The sequence below is a fragment of the Streptomyces sp. NPDC002734 genome (assembly GCF_040295685.1).
GTDB lineage: Bacteria > Actinomycetota > Actinomycetes > Streptomycetales > Streptomycetaceae > Streptomyces.
Genome location: NZ_JBEOVU010000021.1, coordinates 78162 through 100844 on the forward strand (window position 1 = coordinate 78162; position 22683 = coordinate 100844).

At 70.7% G+C, this 22683-nt stretch carries 22 protein-coding genes and 3 pseudogenes; 9 read left to right on the plus strand and 16 right to left on the minus strand.

Going from position 1 to position 22683, the window contains the following annotated elements:
* The first annotated feature begins 30 nt into the window (after positions 1 to 30).
* A complete protein-coding gene (locus ABT026_RS19960) occupies positions 31 to 1185 on the plus strand; it encodes a D-alanyl-D-alanine carboxypeptidase family protein (protein ID WP_351116002.1) in 1155 nt (384 codons plus the stop codon).
* 112 nt (positions 1186 to 1297) lie between these two features.
* Here the strand turns inward: ABT026_RS19960 and ABT026_RS19965 are convergent, their stop codons facing one another.
* The 3 genes from ABT026_RS19965 to crcB (ABT026_RS19975) form a co-directional block, all read right to left on the minus strand.
* Positions 1298 to 2110, minus strand: a complete 813-nt coding sequence (locus ABT026_RS19965) for a maleylpyruvate isomerase family mycothiol-dependent enzyme (protein ID WP_351116004.1) — start codon at positions 2108 to 2110, stop codon at positions 1298 to 1300.
* A gap of 86 nt (positions 2111 to 2196) precedes the next feature.
* Complete coding sequence (crcB, locus tag ABT026_RS19970) at positions 2197 to 2577, minus strand: fluoride efflux transporter CrcB (protein WP_351116005.1); 381 nt, start codon at positions 2575 to 2577, stop codon at positions 2197 to 2199.
* Positions 2574 to 3083: a fluoride efflux transporter CrcB gene (gene crcB / locus ABT026_RS19975; protein WP_351116006.1), complete on the minus strand. Its 510-nt coding sequence runs from the start codon at positions 3081 to 3083 to the stop codon at positions 2574 to 2576. Before crcB (ABT026_RS19975) ends, crcB (ABT026_RS19970) begins: the two co-directional genes overlap by 4 nt.
* Before the next feature lie 152 nt (positions 3084 to 3235).
* Here crcB (ABT026_RS19975) and ABT026_RS19980 point away from each other — a divergent pair, with 152 nt between their 5' ends.
* The 5 genes and pseudogenes from ABT026_RS19980 to ABT026_RS20000 all read left to right on the plus strand — a co-directional run bounded on the left by ABT026_RS19980 (position 3236) and on the right by ABT026_RS20000 (position 6906).
* Positions 3236 to 4132, plus strand: coding sequence for a universal stress protein (locus ABT026_RS19980; RefSeq protein ID WP_351116008.1), 897 nt, complete (start codon positions 3236 to 3238; stop codon positions 4130 to 4132).
* 145 nt (positions 4133 to 4277) lie between these two features.
* Positions 4278 to 4661, plus strand: coding sequence for a VOC family protein (locus tag ABT026_RS19985; protein ID WP_351116009.1), 384 nt, complete (start codon positions 4278 to 4280; stop codon positions 4659 to 4661).
* A gap of 133 nt (positions 4662 to 4794) precedes the next feature.
* Entirely contained in the window at positions 4795 to 5187 is a 393-nt protein-coding gene (locus ABT026_RS19990; protein ID WP_351116010.1) for a MarR family winged helix-turn-helix transcriptional regulator, read from the plus strand.
* A gap of 10 nt (positions 5188 to 5197) precedes the next feature.
* Positions 5198 to 5365, plus strand: a pseudogene (locus ABT026_RS19995) (amidohydrolase family protein); the annotation flags it as partial.
* An 812-nt stretch (positions 5366 to 6177) separates the two neighbouring features.
* Positions 6178 to 6906: a class I SAM-dependent methyltransferase gene (locus ABT026_RS20000; RefSeq protein WP_351116012.1), complete on the plus strand. Its 729-nt coding sequence runs from the start codon at positions 6178 to 6180 to the stop codon at positions 6904 to 6906.
* Between the two features lie 242 nt (positions 6907 to 7148).
* Here ABT026_RS20000 and ABT026_RS20005 read toward each other — a convergent pair whose 3' ends face one another.
* Positions 7149 to 7772, minus strand: a complete 624-nt coding sequence (locus ABT026_RS20005) for a hypothetical protein (protein ID WP_351116013.1) — start codon at positions 7770 to 7772, stop codon at positions 7149 to 7151.
* A 127-nt stretch (positions 7773 to 7899) separates the two neighbouring features.
* Between ABT026_RS20005 and ABT026_RS20010 the strand changes: the two genes are divergently transcribed.
* Entirely contained in the window at positions 7900 to 8244 is a 345-nt protein-coding gene (locus ABT026_RS20010; protein WP_351116015.1) for a DUF2750 domain-containing protein, read from the plus strand.
* Here the strand turns inward: ABT026_RS20010 and ABT026_RS20015 are convergent.
* The 6 genes and pseudogenes from ABT026_RS20015 to ABT026_RS20040 form a co-directional block, all read right to left on the minus strand.
* A pseudogene (locus ABT026_RS20015) lies at positions 8241 to 8576 on the minus strand (transposase); the annotation flags it as partial. The gene ABT026_RS20010 and the pseudogene ABT026_RS20015 overlap by 4 nt on opposite strands.
* A gap of 97 nt (positions 8577 to 8673) precedes the next feature.
* A pseudogene (locus tag ABT026_RS20020) lies at positions 8674 to 9150 on the minus strand (DUF6766 family protein); the annotation flags it as partial.
* An 82-nt stretch (positions 9151 to 9232) separates the two neighbouring features.
* Positions 9233 to 10114 (minus strand): tyrosine-type recombinase/integrase, encoded by an 882-nt coding sequence (locus ABT026_RS20025; protein WP_351116017.1) that lies wholly within the window; start codon positions 10112 to 10114, stop codon positions 9233 to 9235.
* Between the two features lie 77 nt (positions 10115 to 10191).
* Positions 10192 to 11367 (minus strand): glutathione-independent formaldehyde dehydrogenase, encoded by a 1176-nt coding sequence (locus ABT026_RS20030; RefSeq protein WP_351116018.1) that lies wholly within the window; start codon positions 11365 to 11367, stop codon positions 10192 to 10194.
* Positions 11368 to 11654: 287 nt separating this feature from the next.
* Positions 11655 to 12770 (minus strand): hypothetical protein, encoded by a 1116-nt coding sequence (locus ABT026_RS20035; RefSeq protein ID WP_351116019.1) that lies wholly within the window; start codon positions 12768 to 12770, stop codon positions 11655 to 11657.
* Between the two features lie 173 nt (positions 12771 to 12943).
* Complete coding sequence (locus ABT026_RS20040) at positions 12944 to 14374, minus strand: hypothetical protein (RefSeq protein ID WP_351116021.1); 1431 nt, start codon at positions 14372 to 14374, stop codon at positions 12944 to 12946.
* On the opposite strand from ABT026_RS20040, the gene ABT026_RS20045 reads away from it, so the two are divergent.
* Positions 14358 to 14807 (plus strand): DUF1931 family protein, encoded by a 450-nt coding sequence (locus tag ABT026_RS20045; RefSeq protein WP_351116022.1) that lies wholly within the window; start codon positions 14358 to 14360, stop codon positions 14805 to 14807. The two genes, ABT026_RS20040 and ABT026_RS20045, sit on opposite strands and share 17 nt — an antisense overlap.
* Positions 14808 to 14896: 89 nt before the next feature.
* The gene (locus tag ABT026_RS20050; RefSeq protein WP_351116024.1) at positions 14897 to 16090 is read left to right on the plus strand and encodes a PP2C family protein-serine/threonine phosphatase; all 1194 of its coding nucleotides are present in this window, start codon (positions 14897 to 14899) and stop codon (positions 16088 to 16090) included.
* A gap of 93 nt (positions 16091 to 16183) precedes the next feature.
* Here the strand turns inward: ABT026_RS20050 and ABT026_RS20055 are convergent, their stop codons facing one another.
* From ABT026_RS20055 to ABT026_RS20080, 6 genes are read right to left on the minus strand one after another with little or no spacing between them, the layout of a single operon-like run.
* On the minus strand, positions 16184 to 17965 hold the full coding sequence (locus ABT026_RS20055) for an FAD-dependent oxidoreductase (RefSeq protein ID WP_351116026.1): 1782 nt from the start codon (positions 17963 to 17965) through the stop codon (positions 16184 to 16186).
* Positions 17965 to 18228: a UBP-type zinc finger domain-containing protein gene (locus tag ABT026_RS20060; RefSeq protein WP_234846244.1), complete on the minus strand. Its 264-nt coding sequence runs from the start codon at positions 18226 to 18228 to the stop codon at positions 17965 to 17967. Before ABT026_RS20060 ends, ABT026_RS20055 begins: the two co-directional genes overlap by 1 nt.
* Positions 18229 to 18234: 6 nt before the next feature.
* On the minus strand, positions 18235 to 18693 hold the full coding sequence (gene trxA, locus ABT026_RS20065; protein WP_351116027.1) for a thioredoxin: 459 nt from the start codon (positions 18691 to 18693) through the stop codon (positions 18235 to 18237).
* The gene (gene clpB / locus ABT026_RS20070; RefSeq protein WP_351116029.1) at positions 18690 to 21329 is read right to left on the minus strand and encodes an ATP-dependent chaperone ClpB; all 2640 of its coding nucleotides are present in this window, start codon (positions 21327 to 21329) and stop codon (positions 18690 to 18692) included. The genes trxA and clpB overlap by 4 nt, the downstream gene beginning before the upstream one ends.
* Positions 21320 to 21727 (minus strand): chaperone modulator CbpM, encoded by a 408-nt coding sequence (locus tag ABT026_RS20075; RefSeq protein ID WP_351116031.1) that lies wholly within the window; start codon positions 21725 to 21727, stop codon positions 21320 to 21322. Before ABT026_RS20075 ends, clpB begins: the two co-directional genes overlap by 10 nt.
* Complete coding sequence (locus ABT026_RS20080; protein WP_351116032.1) at positions 21724 to 22683, minus strand: DnaJ C-terminal domain-containing protein; 960 nt, start codon at positions 22681 to 22683, stop codon at positions 21724 to 21726. Before ABT026_RS20080 ends, ABT026_RS20075 begins: the two co-directional genes overlap by 4 nt.

The window sequence follows — 22683 nt, forward strand, 5'->3', positions numbered from 1 at the left end:
GCCGCAGCACCCCATTCCTACGTTGTTCATATGAAAAGCGCACTTTTCTCATGGAGGTCCGGTTCGGGTCGCGCCCGCCGCGTCACCGTCGCCGCGTGCGCCCTGCTCGCGGTGGGGGCGGGGGCGCCGGCGCCGAGTCCGACGGCGGCGCCGCCGGACCCGCTGCGGACCTCGGGCACCCAGGTGCGGCTGACCGGCGGCGCGCCACGGGTCCCGGAGGTGACGGCGCTCTCCTGGGTGGTCGCGGACGCCCGCAACGGCGACGTGCTCGCCGCGCACGACGCGCATCGCGCGCTCCCGCCGGCCAGCACCCTCAAGACCCTGTTCGCGCTCGCGCTGCTCCCCCGGGTCCCCGAGGGCCGTCACCGGGCGACCGACGCGGAGCTGGCCGGGGTCGGCGAGGGCAGCAGCCTGGTCGGGGTCGAGGCGGGGCGGGACTACGCGGTGGGCGACCTGTGGCGGGGCGTCTTCCTGAGCTCCGGCAACGACGCGGTGCACGTCCTGTCCGCCATGGCGGGCGGCACGGCGGCGGCGGTGGCCCGGATGCGGGAGACCGCCGAGGAACTGGGCGCCCGCGACACCCACGTGGTCACGCCGGACGGGTACGACGCGCCGGGGCAGGTCTCGTCCGCGTACGACCTGGCGGTGTTCGGGCGGGCGGGACTGAACGACCCGCGGTTCGCGGAGTACTGCCGGACCGCTGTGGCGAAGTTCCCGGGCCGACGGGGCGTGTACGACATCCAGAACACCAACCGGCTGCTGACGGGGGCGCTGGGGGTGGAGGCCTACCCCGGGGCGATCGGGGTGAAGAACGGGTACACCAGCAAGGCGGGCAACACGCTGATCGCGGCGGCGAGGCGGGGCGGACGGACTCTGGTGGTCACGGTGCTCAACCCGCAGGACGACACCCCCGGCTCCGTGTACGAGGAGGCGCGGTCCCTGCTGGACTGGGGCTTCGACGCCGCGGGACGGGTCCGCCCAGTCGGGTCCCTCGAGCCTCCCGTCGCGGCCGGCCCCCCGGCCTCGCACCGGCCCGGTCCCGCCACGGAGCACGCGGCGGCGGTCGCGGGCGACGGCGGCGTGGGGTGGCGGACCGCCCTGCTGGGCGGCTGCGCGGCGGCGGTGGCGGCGGGCGCCACAGTGGTCGGCGCGCGCCGTCGCCGGGCCCGGCACGCGGACGGGTGACGCCTCCCGGCGGCCGGGCCGGACACGGCCGGCGTCACACACGGCGGGCGTCACGTCGGCTGCGGCGGCCGGGGACAACACGGTCGCCAGATCGGGCGCCGTGGCCGTGAGGTCAGAAGATGACGCGGGCGGCGGCGAGGGCGGCGGCGGTCTCCTCGTCGCCGTCGAGTTCGATCTCCCCGCGCGCCGGACGCCCCGAGAGGTGCCGGGCGAGGACGACCGCGTCGGCCCGCAGGGTGACCGCCGGCGGACCGGCGAGGTCGCCGATCCGGTAGCTGCCCCCGAGCGGGCCGGACAGCTCCAGCTGACAGGGCGGCCCCGTCCAGCCCAGCGCCAGGTCCAGCAGGATCTGCCGCACGACCTCCTGGTCGTGCGCGCCCAGGACCAGTTCCGCCCCGGTCGCGTCGCAGATGTCCACCCGGTGCATCCACGGGTCGCGGGCCACCAGGACGTCGTGCAGGTACTCGATCGAGTCCTCGGGCAGCGTCCGGCCCTCCGGGAAGATCATGCTGGTGCGCAGCCGGCGGCGGGCCGCGACGGGCATCCGGCCCAGCGAGCGCACGCCGCGGGAGCCGAACCGGTCCAGTTCCTCGGCAAGTTGCTCCCCCGGCATGTCGGCGCGGTCCTCGATCTGGACCTCGTTGTGCCCGTCGAGGGCGCCGAGGCCGGGGTGTTCGGCCCGCGCCCGCCGGACGCGGGTGAACATCAGCCAGGGCTTGACCAGTTCCTCGCACTGGCCGACCTCGTGGGCGGCCATGTCCCGCACGGTCCACCCGGTGCAGGCGGTCGGTCGTGACCACGCTTCGGGCGGCAGTGAGCCCAGTAGGTCTACGGAGGCCCGTATCTCCGCCGCGTTGACCCTGCGGGCCTGGACGGCGGGAGTACGGGGGATGTCCCGGGCGGAGACAGTGGTGGCCGTGGTCATGCCGCACCTCCTCGGCCCCCTGCTCCCACGGTACTCCGCGGGCGCCCGGCCGGCCCGGCGAGGGACCCGCGCCGGACGGAGCCGGATCAGCCCCACACCACGTCGCCCAGGGCCACGCCCGCGTACATCGCGGCCAGTCCCGCGACGAGGCTGCCGAGGGCGTTGCCGGCCGCGAGGACCGGTGAGCCCTCCTCGGCCAGGCGCAGCGTCTCCCAGGAGAAGGTGGAGTACGTGGTGAGCGCCCCGCACAGCCCGGTGCCGAGCAGCAGTTGCAGGTGCTCCCCCGCCGCCCCGGCCACAGCGGCTCCGGTCAGCAGGCCCAGCACCAGCGAGCCGGCGACGTTGACCGTGAAGGTGCCCCACGGGAAGACCGCGTCCGGCCTCAGCCGCAGCCGCACGGCGCGGTCGGTGAGGTACCGCAGCGGGGCGCCCACCATGGCGCCGGCGATCACCAGCAGCCAGTTCACCGCGGCCTCCTCGCGCGCAGTGCGAGCCGGGCGGCCGCCGTGCCCAGGAGGACGGCGGCCAGGGCCGCGAGCAGCGTGCCGGCGAGGTAGAGGAGGGCCGCCAGCGGCTCCCGGGCGTCCTGGAGCCGGTGGACGTCCAGCGCGTAGGTGGAGAAGGTGGTGTAGCCGCCGAGCACCCCGGTGCCGAAGAAGGGGCGCAGCAGCGGATGCGGCGTCCGCGCCCCTTCGGTGACCAGCACGGTGAAGGCGCCGATCACCGCGCAGCCGCTCACGTTGACCCAGAAGACCGCCCACGGGAAGGCGTCCGCGGCGGCGGGCCAGCGCAGGACGGCCGCGTAACGGGCGCTCGCGCCCAGCGCGCCGCCGAGGGCGACCGCGAGGACCACGGGTGCGTCGGCACGCCAGGCGCGGGGGAACCGGGGTGCGCGCGGCGGTCCGGTGCGGGAGGCGGCGCGGCGTCCGGAGGGGTCCGGCAGGGGGGCGTCCGGGGCGGGGGTGTCACTCATGTCGGTGCTCGAGCCTAGCGCCGTCACCGGGGGGCCGAGGAAAGGGGCCGGTCGGCCCTACGCCGGGCGGGCCCGTCCTGACACCGTGATCGTTCCACCGTGCCGGAACAGGACGCCCGTGTCCCCGCGAGGAGAGCCCAGGAGCGCGCATCATGCCCCGAACCGTCACCGTCGGCGTGGACGGCTCGCCCGAGAGCCTCACGGCCGCCGACTGGGCCGCGCGGGAGGCCGAGTTGTGGGAGCGTCCGGTACGGCTGGTGCACGCGGGCCCCTGGCAGCCGTACGCGGCGGCGGGTGAGGATCGCGGCGGCGACCCGGAGGTGGAGGCGGCGCGGCGCCGGTGGGCGCAGCGGGTGCTGCGGGAGACCGCGGAGCGGCTGACCGCCGGGCGGCCCGGACTGCGGGTCACGTTCGAGCAGGTGCGCGAGGCGCCGGCGTCCGCGCTGCTGGACGCGGCCTCGCACGGGTGCCCGCTGGTGCTGGGGTCCCGGGCCGCCGGGAGTCCGGACGGCGGCGAGGACGTGTGGCTGCTCGGTCCGGTGACACTGGCGGTGGTGGCGGGGGCGAGCGGTCCGGTGGTGCTGGCGCGGTCCCCGGGCGGGCCGGAGGCCGGAGGTTCCTCGGGCGTGCCGGGACCGTCGTGGGACGGCGAGCCCTCGCCGGACGTGGTGCTGGGCCTGGACCCGCGGCGACCGGCGGCCGGCGCGGTGGCCTTCGCCTTCGGCGAGGCGGCGCGACGGCATGCCCGGCTGGAGGTGGTGCACGCCTGGCGACGGCCGCCCGGGGCGGATCCGGCACAGGACCGCGAGCTGGAGCGGCGGGCGGGACAGGAACTGCGCGCGGTGCTGGCGCCGTGGCGGGAACGTCACCCGTCGGTACGGGTCACGGTGCGCACGGGGTTCGGCGCTGCGCCGTCACGGCTGGTCGACGCGGCGGCGGACGCCTCCCTGCTGGTGGTGGGCCGCGGCGGGGCGCGCGGGCGGATCGGCGGCGTGACGCGGACGGTGCTGCGGCACTGCTCTACCTCGGTGGCGGTCGTCCCGGGGTGACCGGCGGCGACGTGGCGGTCGTACCGGAGTGGCCGGCCGGCAAGGTGGCGGTCACCCCGGGGTGACCGGCCGGGCGGGAGGCGGCGGCTGTCCGGGAGGGCGTACGCCGGATGCGCGCCGCCGCGCGGACGGGGAGCATGGGGGCATGGAGCCCTGCCTGAGGACCATCGTCTACCCCGTCGGCGACCCGGACGGGGCCAAGGCCCTGTTCCGCGCGCTGCTCGGCGTCGAGCCGCACGTCGAGGGGACCAACTGGACCGGGTTCCGCACGGCGGACGGGCAGGGGGCCGAGGTGGAGATCGGGCTGGACCCGCACGGCCACGACGCCGGGCTGACCGGTCCCGTCCCCTACTGGCACGTCGAGGACCTGCGGGCCACGCTGGCCGCGGTGCTGGCCGCGGGGGCGGAGGTGGTCCAGGACGTCCGCGACGTCGGCGCCGGCAAGCTGGTCGCCACCGTGCGGGACCCGGACGGCAACCCGGTGGGCCTGGTCCAGGACCGCCCCGGCGAGGGGCCGGCCGTCGTCTGAGACGTTCGACCGGGACGTGGTGAGCCCGCGCGACGCCCGCCGGGTGTCCGCCCGGCGACCCGGCTGACGCCCCGTCCGATCGGGCGCTTCCGGGGTCTCCCCCGCCGGACGACGCCGACCTACGATGGGCCCCATGGCAGCGGACACGGCCGGTGCGCGGCTGGAGCAACGGTGGCGCGGCATTCTCGCGCTCCATTCCCGTACGGTCTGCGAGATCGACCGGGCACTGCATCCGCACGGGCTGTGCGCCAGCGACTTCGAGGTGCTGGAGGTCCTGGTGTCGGGGACGCCGGACGGACCGGGCGTCCCCTGCCGTGTGCAGGACATCGCCGAGCGGGTCCACCTCAGCCAGAGCGCGCTCTCCCGGCTGCTGGGCCGCCTGGAGCGCGAGGACCTGCTGGAGCGCACTGTGTGCCGCGAGGACCGGCGCGGGGTGTGGGTGGCGCCCACCGCCCGTGGCCGCGAGCTGTACGCGCTGGTGCGTCCGCTGCAGCGTGAGGTGCTCTCCCGGACCCTGACGGACTGAGCGTCACATCCTGACCGGCCCGCCCTCCCATGGGCACCACACCACCGCGCCGCCCGCCCTGGAGGAGTGGCGCAAGCGCCAGATCGCCGCCGTGGGCGACCCCTCGGCCGCGCCCTCTCCCGACGAGCTGAGGGACGAGCGCGGCATCGACCTGACCGTCTTCTCGCCCCGCGCGTCACACGAAACGTCGAGTTCCACTCAACAGCACGGGAGCCTCGTAAGGCTCGATGACGCCGAAGCCCTCCGCTGCAGGCGTGTGCCGGATCCGGTCACCTGCCCCTCCTCGATGCCGCGACTGCGGCCCATGCCAACCCCAGGACGAGGAGGCCGATCACAACCCATAGCGGCGCTCCACCCAGGCCCTTGTATGCCAACTCGGTCCATTCGTCGCTCTGTTGCATCGGATTCACTCCACTCCTCCAGTTCTGCTCAGCTTTCCGGCTAATGCGTGGCCCTGTCGTACAGGTACCCTGTCGCCTCGCCCGCCGCCGTTCCCGCCGGGGCGCAATCCCCGAACCGGCTCCCCCGGTCGGATGGACGGTGCCGTCGAGGAAGCGCACGCAGTCCGGCCCCTCGAACCTCTCAGCCACGCACTCCGACAGGTCGTCGCGCACTGATGAGCGGTCTCCGCGGTCATGGTCTGGGCCCACACGGTGAACGCGGGATCGGTCAGCAGTTGCGCGGCCCGGCGATCCGGATGGCGGCCGACCGCGCTGTCCGCCAGCTTCGTGTCGGGATCGCGCGGCACTGCGGCCACCCCTCGTACAGGCACCGTGCCCGCGCCGGTGGTCGGCCACCGCGCGGGCACCGGACCGTCCGCGCACACCAACCCCTCGACAGGCCGAAAAGTTCGCTCCCGCGCGACCAGACAGCCGAACAGCCCCTCCCCCAGCCGCTCGGGTGACGGGGCACGCGGCCCGCGGCCACCGGGGTGTGCTCGGGCTGCCGTGGCGCGGGTACTGCCGACCAGGTCCGGGTAGGTAGACGAGCATGTCCAGCCCCGCGCTGTCCTTCGGTTCCGCCGCCCGCCTCTACGACTCGATCCGGCCCACCTATCCAGCGCAGGCAGTCACGTGGGCCGTCGGCGCCGAGCCGTTGCGCGTCCTGGACCTGGGGGCGGGTACCGGGCTCCTGACCGGCGCCCTGCGCGCCGTCGGCCACGAGGTGATCGCCGTCGAGCCGGACGAGCAGATGCGCGCCATGGCCGCCGAACGCCACCCGGGCACCCAGGTGCTCGCCGGCAGCGCCGAGGACATCCCGTTGCCGGACGCGTCCGTCGACGCCGTCGTGGTGGGGCAGGCATACCACTGGTTCACTCCGCAGGACGCTCTGCCGCAGATTCACCGGGTGCTGCGCGAGGACGGCGTCTTCGCCGCGCTGTGGAACATCCGTGACGACCGCACCCCATGGGTGGCCGCGCTTTCCGGCATCGTCGGCAACGAGGGATACGGCCTGGAGAGCGCCTGGCCGTACGGGCCGTTGCAGCCATGGTTCACCGAACCCGAACGTGGCTTGACCGAGCACACCGTGACCCTCCCGACGGACCGGCTGGTCGACCTGGTGCGCTCCCGCTCCTCCTACCTGACCGCCGACGCCGCCGAACGGGCCCGCTTGGACCTGGAGATCGGTGCGTTCACTGCCACCGACCCCGCCCTGGCCGGCCGCGACAGTCTCGAGATGCCCTACCGGACCTGCGTCTACGGGATGCGGCGAGCCTGATTCCTGGCCGGGGGCCCCGGCGAAGTTCATGGCACTGGCGCCCGTCGGCCCCGCGGAGAACACGGCTGCCGAGCTCGTCCCGGCAGCCCACGAAGACGACCTGCCCGGCCCCCCTCTGCCCGCCATGCCCGCCGCACGGACGGTGAGCGTTCACCACCACCGCTGTCCAGGAAGATTCCGACGCCGTGATCACACCAGCCGTACCAAGATCGGCATGGATTGACTGGTACTCGGCACACCTCTCAGCTGCCGCTCAGCGGAGACGCCCACGTGGGGTCGTGCTGAGATCTCTTCGCGAGATGGGCCAGGAGGTGCTCCGCCGCGATGGAGGCGGTGTCTTGCGGCGCGCCGACTGCGGTCAGGGCGGCGACAAGCCTTACTGGTGCTGTTTCCGGCACGTCCGGGTCGGTGAGGAGGGGAAGCAGCAGCAGAAAGCGGGTGGCCACGTCCTGGACGCCTTCGTCCGCAAGCGACGGGCTTTCAGCAATCCGGATCAGTTCGTGCCATGTCAGCCCAGTACCCGAGAAATCTCCGTCCCAGCTGGCGATCTGCTCGGCGTAGCTTCTGCCTGGATGGGTGAGGAGGTAGTCGGTGCCGTAATCGCCATCAAGGTTGCGGTAGATCACCACGGCTCCGGGGCTGTCTTCTGCCGGCAGTCTGAACGCCGGCCAGTGCTCAGGATCGAAGAGGACCTCGGACAGGGCATCGACATCGGCGCCGTCCTCGCCGAACCACTCTGGAACCGGGCGCTCGGGACACCCCCCGTCGCTGCACATCGCCAGCAGGTAGTTCGACCAGAAGCCCGGATGGACCAGCAATGACTCGCCCGGCACCAACGGGCCAACGCCGTATCCCTTGATCAGCACGCCTCGATCCTGTCATCAGCCACTGACACGGTCCGATCCAGGATCGGCACGGGAGCGCCCTCCAGTTGCGGGACAGCTCTTAGGACCCAAACGAAATGAGTGGCGGGTACCGCTAGTCTCAGTGGCCATGAGTCAGAGCGGTTCGCAAGCGGCGGCGTTCTTCCGAGATGTCCGCCAAAGCGGAGTCGTCTGGCTTGTTCGGGATGACGACGGAATGCCGACCCACCTTTCCGCGGACGGCGCGCGAAGTCTTCCCTTCTGGTCGACCTCGGGTCGCGCCCAGAGGGCAGCGAAGATCTGGGGGCATGGGCTACGCGTTGAATCCATGCCGTTGGAGACCTGGCGCGATCGCGAACTGCCCGATTACGCCCGGGATGGACTCAAGATCGGTATCAACTGGAGCGGGTCGCGCCTGGTCGGCTGGGATTTCACCCCCATGGAAGTTCTCAACCGGCTGGCGGCGGCTGCCTAGCCCAAGGCATCGCTCGCCAGGGCGCACAGTCGCCGCCAGCAGACAAGTGCGCGTCCGAGGGTGAGGAAGGCCTCGTGGATGTCGTCGCGTATCTCCCAGCGGATCCGCAGGCGACGGAACCAGTGCAGATGGGCGAACGCGCGCTCGGCGACCCAGCGTTGGGCGCCCAGGCCGGAGCCGTGCCCGGTGCCGCGGCGGACGATCAACGGCTTCACGCCGAGGTCCCGGACCAGGCGACGGTACTTGTCGTGGTCGTAGCCGCGGTCGCCCAGCAACACATCTGGGCGGCGCCGGGGCCGGCCGCGCTTGCCCCGCACCGGCGGCACGGCCTGGAGAGGGTGTAGGACACGCGTGGCTCGCGGGGAACCGCAAACCTGCGGTAGGTCGACTGACGCCGCCCGCCTCCTCGCTGCGCACCGGTGGGCGTCCTCAGCCCTCGACCCCCGTGGCCGTGTGCGGGGCGCCCACCGGTTTGGACTCCGGGCTGCCGCGCTGGCGCAGGTAGATGGAGAGGATCGCCATGGACGCCACGGCGAGCAGCTCGGACTGCCAGTTCTGCAGGGTGCGGCTCCAGAAGTCGGCGGAGGTGACGTAGCCGCCCCAGCCGACGGGGCCTTCCAGTTCGCGGAGCCGTTCCTCGTTGTACGCGGCGGTGCCGGTGATCGACTGCGACAGCCAGCAGAGGAGGAAGATGCCGCCCATCACCAGCCCCAGCGAGCGGGAGAACACCAGCCCCCGCCAGCCCCGGGCGGACGCCCAGCGCGGCGAGTCCTGACGGGCGTGCTCGCCGATGCGCTGCTCGCGGTCCGACTCCGTGCCCGCCCGGCCGATCTCCTTGGACTCCGGCGAGCCCCGCTGAAGCAGCCAGACCGTGCCGAAGATGTACAGGAAGAACTGCAGGTACTCCCCGCTACCCGCTCTGACCTGGGCTGATGCGACCGCTACACGCCGACTCTCAGCACCAAGCCAGCACCGGTCCCGACCGTCATCACGACCAGCGTGCCTCCTGAGCGTGCTGGGCGTTCTCCACGATGGCCAGCTCGATGGCGTCCGTGGACCTCAAGTGTGCGTCTGCAAGCAGATGCACGTAGGTCGCTTCGGTGACCCGAGTCCCCTTGTGTCCCAGCCACTTGGCCACCTCGAAAACGGGTACGCCGCCCGCGATGCAGACCGAGGCGAAGTAGTGCCGCAGGGACTTCGGGGTGCACCCGGTGTGCTCCAGGCCGGCATCTCTCAGCGCCCGCTTCCAGCGGGTGTCGTACCCTTTCAGGCTGAAGGGCTGGTTCTTGCACTTCGGGCTCTCGAAGAGCCACCCGTGCTCTCCCCAGGTCCCGAACTCCGCCATGTGCCGCTCCACGGCCAGCTGGACGGTGTACGAGTAGGGGACGAACCTCGGCTCCCGAGACCACTTGAGCTCGTTCTTGAAACCCGTTGCGCGGCCCTTGGTCTCGTTGCCGGAGAAACTGGTTACCTGCTGCCACAGCTTCAGCAGCCCATCGGGGGCCTCGAGGCTGGAGCGACTGACGGCCAGTGCCTCGCCCGGCCTGGCACCGGTGCCCGCCATCAACCACACGGACGCCTTCAGCGGACCCCACATGGCCTCGAAGATGTCCTGCACCTCCTTCGTGGAGGGGATGTCCCGGCCGCGGACAGGCTTGATCAGGGAGGGCGCCCGGCCCCGGCGCTTGGTCGCCAGGGTCGGGTTGCGCGGAATGATCTCCATCTCGTGGGCGTAGATGAAGGCGGCCTTCAGGACCACGTAGTGGCGATGGACCGTGGCAGGGGCCAGCCCCGCGGCTTCCTGGCCGGCCCGCCACTCGGCGATGTCCTGCGACGTGATGGAACCGATGACCCGCCCCTCACGTACCACCGCTTCGTGGTCTGCACGCTCGAGTGCGGGCGCGTGCCCGACAGTCGATACGGCCGGGACGGCGGCCTCAGGATTCGTCACCGCTTGTGGCCGTCGCCGTGCCCGTCGGGGTGCAGGACCACCTTGGTCCAGCCTTCGTCGCGGGTGTCGAAGTGCTCGTAGGCGGTGGGAGCCTCGTCCAGGCCGAGTTCGTGGGAGACGATGAAGCTCGGCTTCGCCTTCCCGCCGGCGATCAGGTCCCGCAGCGCCCGGTTGTACTTCTTCACCGGCGCCTGCCCGGTCCCCATGTGCTGACCCTTGAACCACATCATGCCGAAGTCGATCGGAACCTTGCCCTGCGCCTCCAGTTCGCCCTGCGCCTCCGCACCGCCGGGGTCCTGGGGCAGGAACACGCCCACCACGCCGATGTCGCCGGTGAACCGCACCGAGTCGATCAGTCCGTTGAGTGTGAGGCTGGCGTCCTCGTGTCCCTGGGGGTCGTGTGCCTGGTAGCCGACGCACTCGCAGCCGTTGTCGGCGCCCAGACCGAGGGTGGCCTCCTTGACGACCTCTGCCGGGTCATGCTCGGCGGTGTTGATGGGGATGGCTCCGAGCTCCTCGGCCTTGCGCAGCCGGTCGGGCTGATGGTCGGCCGTCCAGACGCGGCCGGCGCCCTTGAGGAGGGCGGAATACGTCGCCATGAGCCCGACGGGGCCGGCCCCGAAGACGACGGTCTGGTCGCCCGGCTTGACATGGGCCATCTCGGTGGCGTGATAGCCGGTGGGGAAGATGTCGGCGAGCATCACGTAGTCGGTCTGCCGCTCAGCGGCGTCCTCACCCAGACGCAGCGCGTTGAAGTCGCCGTAGGGCACACGCAGCAGTTCCGCCTGGCCGCCCTGGTAGGGGCCCATCTCGGCGAAACCGTAGGCGGCTCCTGCGAGGGCCGGTTCCGGCTGCATGGTCAGGCAGTAGTTGGTCAGGCCTTGCTCGCACTGCTTGCAGAAGCCGCAGGCGATGTTGAAGGGCAGAACCACGTACTCGCCGACCTGGACCTTGCGGACGGCCGAGCCGACCTCCACGACTTGGCCCATGTTCTCGTGTCCGAGGGTGCGGCCGGACTCGAACGAGGTACGGCCCTCGTACATGTGCAGGTCCGAACCGCAGATGTTGGTACTGGTGATCTTGACGATGATGTCGCAGGGATGTTCGATCTTCGCGTCCGGTACGTCCTTCACCGTGACCGTTCGCGGACCTTCATATACCGCTGCCTTCATGATGACTTCCCTGGTGCCGCGCCGTGATTCCACGGCCCGGCGGTGATGAGACCGCACAGGGCAACCGGCCCCCGACGACTGGTGGGACGGGGGCCGCGGCTCCGGCACGTCTCCACAGGCCGCTCACCCGGATCGGATAGAACGGAGGCGCCGTCGGCCCACCGGAGGGAACTCCGGCGCTCCTCCGGCACCTGCCATTCGGGTCCCCGTCGGCCTTCGGCGCGAAACGGCCGATCCGCCGATGGATCGGCGGATTCGCGCGTCCAGCCACCGGCTCGGGCCACCGGCTAATCCTGGTCTTTCTCCAGCATGCGGCGACGTTCCTGTTCGCGCTTGGAATAGGCGGCTGCCCGGATCGCCTTGTCGCTCTCCAGGCCCGACCCCAACGCGCCACCCACCGTGGCGACCGAAGCGACGAACCAGGACAGTGTCCAGTACTCCGAGGCGTGCAGCGGGGTCCGTGTCATGGAGGTGAAGACTCGGTCGTTGAGGATGAAGAGCGCCCACATCAAGTTGACGACCAGCAAACCCGCGTAGCAGACGATCACCCCGATACCCACGGTCATGACCGTGGACGCGTTGTAGAGAGCCGTCCTCTGCCTGTCCTCCGGTGATGCCTCCGTCGATCGATGCCACAGGCGCGCATCCACGATCAGCCAGCCGATCATGAGCGCGACGGAACCGACCATGGCGATCACGAGGCGTGGTGTGCCCAGGGACGCGGCCAGACTCCAGAGGGTGGAGTTCACGGTGGCGACTGCTCCCGTGGCGAGTGCGGCCGCCAGGGCCTTCGAGAGACCCGGGACCAACCGCCACGGCCGGTTGGCGCGAACCATGCCGAAGAGCACCCTCAGATAACCGCGCGGCCCGCTGACGACGTATCGGCGGTCAGCGGTCTCCTCCCCACCGGTCGGATCCGGGCGAACAGGCGCAAGACGACCGGCGGAACGTCCCAGTGAAAGCCGCTGAGAAGGCTCCACGGCCCCGGTGCCTCGCGCACCCGCCAAGCTGAGCACGACTTCTTCCACCGTCCGCCGGGCCCTTCTCTGAAAACCCAGGCTCCCCAGCGATGGAAGGGACAGCAGCGCCCAGCCGTGTTCATGGCTCAGATCCACCACGATCTTGCGCCCGTGCGAGTGCAGCGGAAGGTCGGTGAGGGCCACGACGATGTCCCAGTGCTCCGCACGCGCGCGGTCCATGATCCGGTGCGTCAACGTGGACAGGTCCTCCGTCCCCGCGGTGAAGGGCTCACTGAGCACCTCGACGTCGAACCGTCTCCCCCGGCCCGACCTGTCGGCGAGGCGAGTAGGCAGTACCCGGGCCATGCGCTGAGCGACCTCCGTCGGCGCGTCCGGATCCGCCAGGAGAGCCACGACCGTAACGCCCTGCGACGACACCCTCACGACCGACCCTTCTCCTCGGCTGCCCAAGCGACTGCCCGTGCCCCCAGGATGACCCAGGGACAACGTCGGCGCCCCCTGACAGGCCAGCCCTCATCCGCAGGCGTATGGAGATGGGACGGACGGAGGCTGGTGCGGCCTGACGTTCCACGCTGTACCCGCGTCTCGGACCCCGGTTAGTCATCGCCACCGTCCTGGAGGCTGTCGCGACGTTCCTGTTCGCGCTTGGAGTAGGCGGCTGCCCGGATCGCCTCGTCGCTCTCCAAGCCTGACCCCAGCGCACCGCCCACCGTGGCGACCGAAGCGACGAACCAGGACAACGTCACGTACTCCTCGGCGCGCAGCGGGGTTCGTGTCATGGAAGCGAACACTTGATCGTTGAGGATGAACAGCGCCCACACCCAGTTAATGACCATCAAACCCACGTACGAGACGAGCACCCCGATACCCACGGTCACCACCGTCGAGGCGTTGTAGAGCCGCGCCCTCTGCCTCGCCTCCGACGAGTTCTCCGCCGACCGATGCCACAGCTCCGCGTCCACGATCAGCCAGCCGATCATGAGCGCGACGGAACCGATCATGGCGATCGCGAGGCGTGGCGCGCTCAGGGTTTGGGCCAGGCTCCAGACGGTGGAGTCCACGGTGGCGACTGCTCCCGTGGCGAGTGCGGCCGCCAGTGCTTTCGACAAGCCCGGCACCAGCCGCCACGGCCGGTTGGCGCGGACCATGCCGATGAGTACCCGTAGGTAACCGCGCGCGCCACTGACGACATACCGAAGGTCGGCGGTCTCTTCCTCACCGATCGGGCCCGGCCGAACAGGCGCGAGAGGACTGACGAAGGGCCCCGGAAGCGGCCGACTTCGCGGAGGCCCTTCAGCCCCGGTGCTCTGCGGACCCACCAAGTCAAGCACGGCTTCTTCGACGGTCTGCCGGGCCCTCGTCTGCAGCCGCAAGCCCCCCAGTGAGGGAAGGGAGATCAGCGCTGAACCGTGTTCGTGACTCAGATTCGCGACGAGCTTTCGCCCGTGTGAGTGGAGCGGAAGGTCGGTGAGGGCCACGACGGTGTCCCAGTTCTTCGCACTCCTACGGTCCACGATCCGGCGCATCAAGGTGGGCAGGTCCTCCGTCCCCGAGGTGAAGGGCTCACTGACCACCTCGACGTCGAATCGTCGTCTCTGGCCCGACTTGTCGGTGAGCCGAGCAGAAAGTGTCAGGGCCATGCGCTGCGCGATCTCCGTCGGCGCGTCCGGATCCGCCAGGAGAGTCACGACCGTAACGCCCTGGGACGACATCCGCATGACTGGACCCTCTCGTCGGCTGCCCCGCGATCCCAGGTGCCCACAGACGCCGCCGAGGTAACCCCGGCGCCACGTGACACGCCGGCCCGCCGGCTCGCCGGCCCCGTCGGCAGCCAGGCCGTACGGCCGGATCTCCTCGTCTTCCCAGCAGGACGCATGGGCCTGGCAGGGCAATACGGCGAGGGCATTTGGGCCCGACGTGCGCATGCGTTCGCGCGCCACCGTCGGCCAGACTTGTGGGGAAGTCCAGGGGCCGGGAGCCACCCGGCTCACGTAGCCGGAGGTTGCTGTCATGACCGTGATGTCCATCGCCAGATTCGAGAAATTCTTCCGCGCGGCCGCAGGACTGAACGTCGACAAGAACGATCTCAAGCGTTACAGCGACTTCGTCGACGCCAAGCTCTACGACCTGCTGACCGTCGCCCAGGCCACTGCCAGGGCCAACGGGCGCGACATCATCCAGGCGTCCGACCTGCCGATCACGAAAGGCCTGCAGGAGAGCATTCACCACTTTCGGAAGATGGACCAGGAAGTGGAAATCAAGCAGGTCCTGGAACAGCTGGCCACCCACCCCGCTCTGGACCGCACACCCGACGAGGAGACCGAAGCGGCCTGTCCGGACATCATCGGCGGACTCAGCTTCGCCCTTGCCCAAAGCTTCAAGATCCTCCACCCCGATCTGAAAAACCCCCAGACGCAGCACTGGGACGAGGCCCGAGCCGTCTTCGACCTCCTGCTGTGACGGGCGACCGGAACAGGTGGTGCAGGCCACGCCGAATGCGTCGGCGCGAGTGCTGATCGTGACGCCCCTTGGAAGGGATCAGCGAAGGCATGGACAGGAACGTATCCGTCGGGTTCGACGAGCGGCTGCTCGATGAACTGGTCAGGGCGGCCCAGTTGGCGTCACCTGCGGAACTGCCCGAGGTCTTGGATCGGTATGCCCATGCCATGGGTTGGGGCAGAGCCGTTGTCTATCTGGTCGACATCCAGCAAAGACTGCTGGTGCCGTTTACCGAAGGCGAGCCGGAGCTGGAGCTGGACACTTCGCTGGCCGGATGGGCCTACCGAACCGACTCCCTCCGAATGGAAGAAACCCCCTCCGGAGGGCTGAAGGTGTGGCTGCCCCTGGCGGACGGAGCGGAGCTGCTGGGGGTCGTGGAGCTGAACATGAGCACCCTGGACGGGCTCAAACTACGGCGCTGCCGAACGGTAGCGCTGCTCCTCGCACAGATCATCACGTCGAAGCGAACCTACAGCGACACCATCGCGCAGCGCATGCGGACCAGGCCGATGCACCTCCCCACGGAGATGGTGAGAGCTTTTCTCCCTCCCCGGTCGATCGGCACCGGGCAGGTCGTGTCCACGGGGGTCCTGGAGCCTGCGTACGAACTGGGCGGCGATGCTTTCGACCATGCGTTCACCGAGGACGTTCTGCACGCTGCGGTACTCGACGGCATGGGACACGATCTGGCGTCCGGACTTGCCACCTCTGTCGCCATGGCAGGTTGCCGTAACGCCCGGCGCAGCGGGGCTGACCTGACCACTCTCGTGGGCACCATGGACGAGGCGTTGGCGACGTGGCTTCCGGAGCAGTTCTGCACGGGTGTCTTCACCCAGTTGCACATGCCCACCGGTGTGCTGCGCTGGAGCAATTGCGGCCACCCGCCTCCGTTGCTCATCCGTCGCCATCGCCTGCTCCAGGATGCGCTGGAGCGGCCACCTGAGCCGCCTTTGGGTCTGCCCGCCGGTCTCGCCGGAACCGCCCGTCAGGTCCACGACGTCGGTCTCGAACCCGGTGACCGAATAGTGCTCTACACGGACGGCGTCGTGGAATCACGCGACGAGACAGGTGAAGAGTTCGGACTGGAGCGCTTCACCGAATACATCATCCGGTCCACCGCAGCAGGGCAGAGCGCTCCGGAAGCGCTGCGCCTGCTCATTCTCGCCATCCTCGAACATCAGCACAACGAGCTCAGCGACGACGCCACGATCTTGATGTTCGAATGGCAGCCCCCTGGTCCGTGACTTCGTTCTCGGCGCCTCACGGGCTCGGTCCGCGCCCGTACGCGACCGGACACCCGTGCGCTCGGCGACCCGGCGGTGAAACCCCGCTGGGTGTCATGCGAGCCAGGCGGACTCCTTCGGACGGGTGTGCGGGGAGCTGTCGGTGCCGCCGGGCGCGGCCGTGTGGTCCAGGTAACGGTGCACGAAGTGGATGCTCATCGCGCCTTCGCCGACCGCGGAGGCCACGCGTTTCACCGAGCCGCTGCGGACGTCGCCGGCGGCGAAGACGCCAGGCAGGCTGGTCTCCAGCGTCAGGCAGTCGCGTCCCTGGCTCTGCCAGAGTCCGGGGGCGGAGCAGGCCTGCGCCTCCGCCCCGGTGAGCACGAAGCCGCGCGCGTCGAGGGCGAGTACGCCGGACAACCACTCGGTGTGGGGGTCGGCGCCGGTGAAGACGAACAGGGCCCGCACCGCGAGGTGGCGGTGCTCGCCCGTACGGTGGTCGACCACGTCGACCGCCTCCAGCGTCCTGTCGCCGAGTGCCTCGGTCATCTCGGTGTGCAGCAGCACGCGCACCCGCGGGTGGCGCTCGACCTGATCGATCAGGTACCGGGACATGCGCGCCTCGAGGCTCGGCCCACGGACGAGCAGATACACCCGCGGTGCGTACCCGGTCAGGAAGAGTACGGCCTGGCCCGCGGAGTTGCCGCCGCCGACGACAGCCACCGGGTCGGTGCGGCACTGCTGGGCTTCGTGGGCGGTCGCCGAGTAGTGGACGCTCGTTCCCTCCAGCTGCTCGATTCCGGGCGCTCGGAGGCGGCGGTAGCGGGCGCCGGTGGCCAGGACGACGGTGCGCGCGGTGATCTCGCTGCCGTCGTCGAACCCGACGGCGTAGTGGCCGTCCCGCGGTTCAAGGCGGGCCGCCTCCGCCGGGACGCTGATCCGGGTGCCGAACTTGTCGGCCTGGAGCACAGCGCGGTCGGTGAGCTCGGCGCCGGAGATGCCGGAGGGGAAGCCCAGCAGATTCTCGATGCGGGACGACGTCCCGGCCTGGCCGCCGGTGGCCATCGCCTCGACAAGGGTCGTCCCGAGACCCTCCGAGGCGGCGTTCACCGCGGCGGCGAGACCGCCGGGTCCGGAGCCGACGATCAGGAGATCGCCGTGACGGTTTCCTGCGGGCAGCGAGGGCAGGCCCATGAGCCGGGCCAGTTCCACGTTGCTGGGGTTGCGCAACAGAGTGCTGTCCCGCCAGACGACGAGCGGTGTCTCCTCCGGGCCGACGCCGAAGCGGCGCAGCAGCTCCTCGGCCTCCTCGTCCGTCTCCAGATCGATCCAGCGGTACGGCAGCCGGTTGCGGGCGGCGAACTCACGCAGCCGCCGGGTGTCGGGCGAATAGCGCGAGCCGACAATACGGAAACCGGCGCCCTGCCCGACGAGCAGGGCACGGCGGCCGAGGCAGGCGCGCAGAACCAGATCGCCGAGGACGGCGTCCCGGGCCACCAGGTCACGCAGCTGGTCCATGGACAGGGCGAGGATCTCACCGGGGTCCCTGACCGTAGCGGTGTAGAGGGCCACTTGTCCGTTCAGGAGGCCGAGCTCACCGATGAAGCGCCCGGGGCCATGCACACGCAGCAGACGTTCGTCGGGCGTGCCGTACCCCTCGACAACGGCGACCGAGCCGCTGAGGACGACGTAGAAGGTCTCGCACCGTTCCCCCTCCCGGATCAGCACATCACCGGCGTCGACTTCGCGCCGCCGGCCACGCTGCGCCAGGCGGGCCAACTGGTCGTCCGGCAGGCGGGGATAGGCACCGTAGGTGTCGGCGGTCTCGAAGGGGACGCTCTCCTTCGCCTCCTCCGGCGGCTGCGCCGCGCTCGGCCGCGTCCCGTCGCCGGGCATCACACGAACGCCTCGTGCACGAAGCACCACCGCCAGTCCTCGCCGGGCTCCAGCGACGCGGCGATCGGATGGCCGTCGGTGGCGGCGTGACGACGCGCGTGCCGGTTCGGCGAGGAATCACAGCAGCCAACATGGCCGCAGGTCAGGCAGAGCCTTAGGTGGACCCACGGTGAGCCGAGCAGCAGACACTCCTGACACCCTTCGGGGGTCAGTGGCTGGACCGGCCGGACAAGCGCCAGGTGAGGGTCGGTTCGTACGGTCATGGCTGATCACTCCTTCCCGGTCGGTTCGCGGCCCGCGATCGACTCTTCCACCCACCGCCGCAGTGCTGGGGCAGGTGCGGCACCCGCTTGCCGGGCGATGGTCCGTCCTTTGTCGAGGACCAACAGCGTCGGTACCGCCTGGACCTCGAATCGCTGCGCCAGGCGTGGGTTCTTGTCGATGTCGACCTTGACCAGCTTGATCTTTCCCGCGAGGTCGGCGGCGACCTTCTCCAGCGCGGGGCTCACCATGCGGCAGGGGCCGCACCATGTGGCCCACAGGTCGACGACGACGGGTACGGTGGCCCGCTCGACGACCTCGGTGAAGTCGTGGTCGCCCGCGTCGGCCGTCCACGGCAGCGGCTGTTTGCAGTTGCCGCACGTGGGGCGGCCCTCTGCGGCCACGGGTACCCGGTTGGTGCGTCCGCAGTGCGGGCAGGTGACGTTGGTGGCCTGCACGGTACTCATGCCGCCCTCGCTCCCTTCTCGTCCTCGGGCTGTTCGTAGGTGACCACCAGCTCTCCCTGTTCGGCGTCGACGCGAACCTTCGCGCCGTCCTGCACGTCGCCGCGCAGCAGGGCGCGCCCGACCAGCGTCTCGACCTCGTGGGAGATGTAACGCCGCAGCGGCCGGGCCCCGTACACCGGGTCGTAGCCCTGCTGGGCGATCAACTCACGGGCGTTCTCGGTCAGTTCGACAGTGATGCGGCGTTCGGCGAGGCGGCGGCGCAGTTCGTCGAACTGCAGGTCCACGATCCGCTCGATCTGCCGCTCGCCGAGCGGCTTGAACAGCACGATGTCGTCGACGCGGTTGAGGAACTCCGGACGGAAGTGCCCGCGCAGCTCGCCCATCACCAGGGCGCGGGCGTCCGGCTTGATCTCGTCCTCGGCGGTGGCGCCGTCGAGGAGGTGCTCGGAGCCGATGTTGGACGTCATGATGATCACGGTGTTGCGGAAGTCGACGGTGCGGCCCTGGGCGTCGGTGATGCGGCCGTCGTCGAGAATCTGCAGCAGGGTGTTGAAGACATCGGGGTGCGCCTTCTCGATCTCGTCGAACAGCACGACCGAGTACGGCTTGCGGCGTACGGCCTCGGTGAGCTGGCCGCCTTCCTCGTAGCCGACGTATCCGGGCGGTGCGCCCATGAGCCGGCTGACGGTGTGCCGCTCCTGGTACTCGCTCATGTCGAGGCGGACCATGTTCTCCTCGGAGTCGAACAGGGCCGCTGCCAGGGTCTTGGCCAGCTCGGTCTTTCCGACGCCGGTCGGGCCGAGGAAGATGAACGAGCCGATGGGGCGACGAGGGTCGCGGATGCCGGAGCGGGCGCGGATGATGGCGTCGGCGACGAGCTTGACAGCCTCGTCCTGGCCGATGACGCGCTCGCGCAGGATCTCGTCGAGGCGCAGCAGCTTCTCGCGTTCGCCCTCCTGGAGACGGGCGACGGGGATGCCGGTCCATGCGGCGACGATCTCGGCGATCTCCTCCTCGGTGACAACCTCGCGCAGCAGCCGGTTCTGCCCCTGTTTGACAGCCAGTTGCTCCTCCTCGGCCTTCAGCCGGCGCTCCAGGTCCTGGAGGCTTCCGTAGCGGAGTTCGGCGGCGCGGTTGAGGTCGTAGGCGCGTTCTGCCTCCTCTGCCTCGTGGCGGACCTGCTCCAGTTCCTGGCGGAGCTCCTGCACGCGGCGGATCGCCTGCCGTTCGGCCTCCCACTGGGCGTGTTTGGCGTCGGCCTCGCCGCGCAGGTCGGCCAGTTCCCTGCGCAGCTCTTCCAGGCGGGTTTCGCTCGCGGGGTCGGTCTCCTTGGAGAGGGCGGCCTCCTCGATCTCCAGCCGCGTGACGCGGCGGGTGATCTCGTCGAGTTCGGCGGGCATCGAGTCGATCTCGGTGCGCAGCCGGGCGCACGCCTCGTCGACGAGGTCAATGGCCTTGTCGGGCAGGAATCGATCGGTGATGTAGCGGTGGCTGAGGGTGGCCGCGGAGACCAGCGCGGTGTCCTGGATCTTCACGCCGTGGAAGATCTCCAGGCGTTCACGCAGTCCGCGCAGGATGGAGATGGTGTCCTCCACGCTCGGCTCGTCGACCACGACCTGCTGGAAGCGGCGTTCGAGGGCCGCGTCCTTCTCGATGTGCTTGCGGTACTCGTCGAGGGTGGTGGCGCCGATCATGTGCAGTTCGCCGCGGGCGAGCATCGGCTTGAGCATGTTGCCCGCGTCCATGGCTCCTTCGGCGGCGCCCGCGCCTACGACGGTGTGGAGTTCGTCGACGAAGAGCAGGATGTGCCCCTCGGCTGCCTTCACCTCGGAAAGCACGGCCTTGAGGCGTTCCTCGAACTCGCCCCGGTACTTGGCGCCGGCGACCAGGGAGCCCATGTCGAGTGCGAAGACGGTCTTGTCCCGGAGCCCTTCGGGCACGTCGCCGCGGACGATGCGCTGGGCGAGGCCCTCGACGATGGCGGTCTTGCCGACGCCCGGGTCGCCGATGAGGACCGGGTTGTTCTTGGTCTTGCGGCTGAGGATCTGGGTGACGCGGCGGATCTCGGCGTCCCGGCCGATGACCGGGTCGAGTTTGCCGTTCCTGGCCTCGGCGACCAGGTCGCGGCCGTACTTCTCCAGGGCTTCGTACGCCACTTCGGGGTTGGCCGAGGTCACGCGCTGGTTGCCGCGGATCTGGGTCAGCGCTCCCAGGAACGAGTCCCGGGTGATGCCGTGCTCCTTGAGCAGCCGTCCGGCGGCGGTGGACGATCCCTCCTCGGCCAGGGCCAGCAGGAGGTGCTCCACGGAGACGTACTCGTCCTTGAGGCGTTTGGCCTCCCGCTCGGCCTCGTCCAGCAGCCGGGACAGGCGCTGGGTGACGAACACCTGGCCCGGTGCCGCACCGGGGCCGGTCACCTTGGGCCGGCGGGAAAGCTCCTCGCGCACAGCCGCACCGAGTTCCCCGGGATCCCTGCCCGCCTGTCGCAGCAGCCGCGGGATCAGGCCGTCCTCCTGGTCGAGGAGCGCGAGCAGTACGTGCTCACCGTCGACCTCGGTCTGGCCCATGCGGACGGCGGCGGTCTGCGCCTCCTGCAGAGCTTCCTGTGACTTCTGGGTGAGACGGTTCATGTCCATGGGGGTGAGTCACTCCTCCTGCCGCGGTCGCGCAGTGCGGCTTCGAGCAGGCTGATGCGGTCGAGCAGGTCGAGCACCAGACCGATGGATGCGTAGTTGAGGCAGAGTCCGGAGCGCAGCCGCTGGACGCGCGCGAGCACCGCCGGGGCAGCGGGGTCGAACACCAGGTGCCCCGCGGCGTCGCGTTCGGCGTCGACCAGGCCGAGGGCGACGAACCGGCGTACCAGGTCGGGGTGGAGGCCCGAGCGGCGGGCCACGGTGTCCAGGGAAAGCGTGGGCAGGGGGACGAGCGCGTAACGCACGGCCGTGGAGCCGGCGCTCGTCCGTACGGGCCGCCCGCCCGCACCGGCCCGGGCGGTAGGGCCGCCGGTCGCCGCCCATGAGGGTCGGTCACTCATCGCGTCCTCCTGGGGTCGTACGAAGAGGTGGCGGCGAGCTCCTCGAACAGCTCGCGCTCCCGGTCGCCGAGGGTCGGCGGCACCATGACGCGGAGTTCGGCGTACAGGTCGCCGTTCGCGCCGCGGGGGTTCGGCATGCCCTCACCGCGCAGTCGCAGTCGCCGACCGCTGGAGGAGCCCGCGGGCACCGTGACCTTGGCCGTGCCGCCGCCGGGGGTGGGCACCGGAACCGTCGCGCCCAGCGCGGCCTCCCAGGGGGTGACCGGCAGCTGCAGGTGCACGTCCCGGCCGTCCAGCCGGAACCGAGGGTGCGGCTGGATCCGCACTCGCAGATACAGGTCCCCTGCGGCGGCGTCACCACTGCCCCGTCCGCCCTCGCCCGCCAGCCGGATGCGCTGCCCGTCGGTGACGCCGGGCGGTACGTCGACCTCGTACCGCCGCGGCTGCCCGGCGGGACCGGCGAGCGTGACGGTGCGGCGGCCGCCTCGATACGCCTCCTCGACGGTGAGCGGCAGCTCGGCCTCCTGGTCCGCTCCCGGGACGCCGCCCGGGGCGGCGCCGGCTCCGAACATGGAACCGAGCAGGTCCTCGATGTCGATGCCTTCCGCTCCGAAGCCGTCGCCGAAGCCGGTGGTGTACCGGGCACGGGGGCCGCCCGCGCCCGCGGTCCTCCCGGCGCGGAAGCCGCCGCGGCGTCCCGTGCCGGCGCCGACCCGCTCCTCCCAGTCCTCGGGGACCTTCCGGAAGTCTTCGCCGAAGCGGTCGTAACGTGCCCGGGCGTTGGGGTCCGCAAGGACGCTGTACGCCTCGTTGAGATCCTTGAAGCGCTCCTCCGCCCCCGGGTCCTTGTTGACGTCCGGGTGGTACTGGCGAGCGAGTTTGCGATATGCCTGCTGGATCTCGTCCTGGTTCGCCGTCCGGGACACGCCCAGCGCCTCGTAGAAGTCCTGTGCCAT

Coding starts and splice junctions, on each gene's coding strand:
- ABT026_RS20060 (WP_234846244.1), bottom strand. CDS start 18,228: ATGACCGTACGAACCGACCCTCACCTGGCGCTTGTCCGGCCGGTCCAG.
- ABT026_RS20040 (WP_351116021.1), bottom strand. CDS start 14,374: ATGGACATCACGGTCATGACAGCAACCTCCGGCTACGTGAGCCGGGTG.
- ABT026_RS20055 (WP_351116026.1), bottom strand. CDS start 17,965: ATGCCCGGCGACGGGACGCGGCCGAGCGCGGCGCAGCCGCCGGAGGAG.
- ABT026_RS19990 (WP_351116010.1), top strand. CDS start 4,795: ATGGCAGCGGACACGGCCGGTGCGCGGCTGGAGCAACGGTGGCGCGGC.
- ABT026_RS20075 (WP_351116031.1), bottom strand. CDS start 21,727: ATGAGTGACCGACCCTCATGGGCGGCGACCGGCGGCCCTACCGCCCGG.
- ABT026_RS20030 (WP_351116018.1), bottom strand. CDS start 11,367: ATGAAGGCAGCGGTATATGAAGGTCCGCGAACGGTCACGGTGAAGGAC.
- ABT026_RS20000 (WP_351116012.1), top strand. CDS start 6,178: ATGTCCAGCCCCGCGCTGTCCTTCGGTTCCGCCGCCCGCCTCTACGAC.
- crcB (WP_351116006.1), bottom strand. CDS start 3,083: ATGAGTGACACCCCCGCCCCGGACGCCCCCCTGCCGGACCCCTCCGGA.
- ABT026_RS20045 (WP_351116022.1), top strand. CDS start 14,358: ATGACCGTGATGTCCATCGCCAGATTCGAGAAATTCTTCCGCGCGGCC.
- ABT026_RS20050 (WP_351116024.1), top strand. CDS start 14,897: ATGGACAGGAACGTATCCGTCGGGTTCGACGAGCGGCTGCTCGATGAA.
- ABT026_RS20010 (WP_351116015.1), top strand. CDS start 7,900: ATGAGTCAGAGCGGTTCGCAAGCGGCGGCGTTCTTCCGAGATGTCCGC.
- ABT026_RS20080 (WP_351116032.1), bottom strand. CDS start 22,683: ATGGCACAGGACTTCTACGAGGCGCTGGGCGTGTCCCGGACGGCGAAC.
- clpB (WP_351116029.1), bottom strand. CDS start 21,329: ATGGACATGAACCGTCTCACCCAGAAGTCACAGGAAGCTCTGCAGGAG.
- trxA (WP_351116027.1), bottom strand. CDS start 18,693: ATGAGTACCGTGCAGGCCACCAACGTCACCTGCCCGCACTGCGGACGC.
- ABT026_RS19960 (WP_351116002.1), top strand. CDS start 31: ATGAAAAGCGCACTTTTCTCATGGAGGTCCGGTTCGGGTCGCGCCCGC.
- ABT026_RS19985 (WP_351116009.1), top strand. CDS start 4,278: ATGGAGCCCTGCCTGAGGACCATCGTCTACCCCGTCGGCGACCCGGAC.
- ABT026_RS19980 (WP_351116008.1), top strand. CDS start 3,236: ATGCCCCGAACCGTCACCGTCGGCGTGGACGGCTCGCCCGAGAGCCTC.
- ABT026_RS19965 (WP_351116004.1), bottom strand. CDS start 2,110: ATGACCACGGCCACCACTGTCTCCGCCCGGGACATCCCCCGTACTCCC.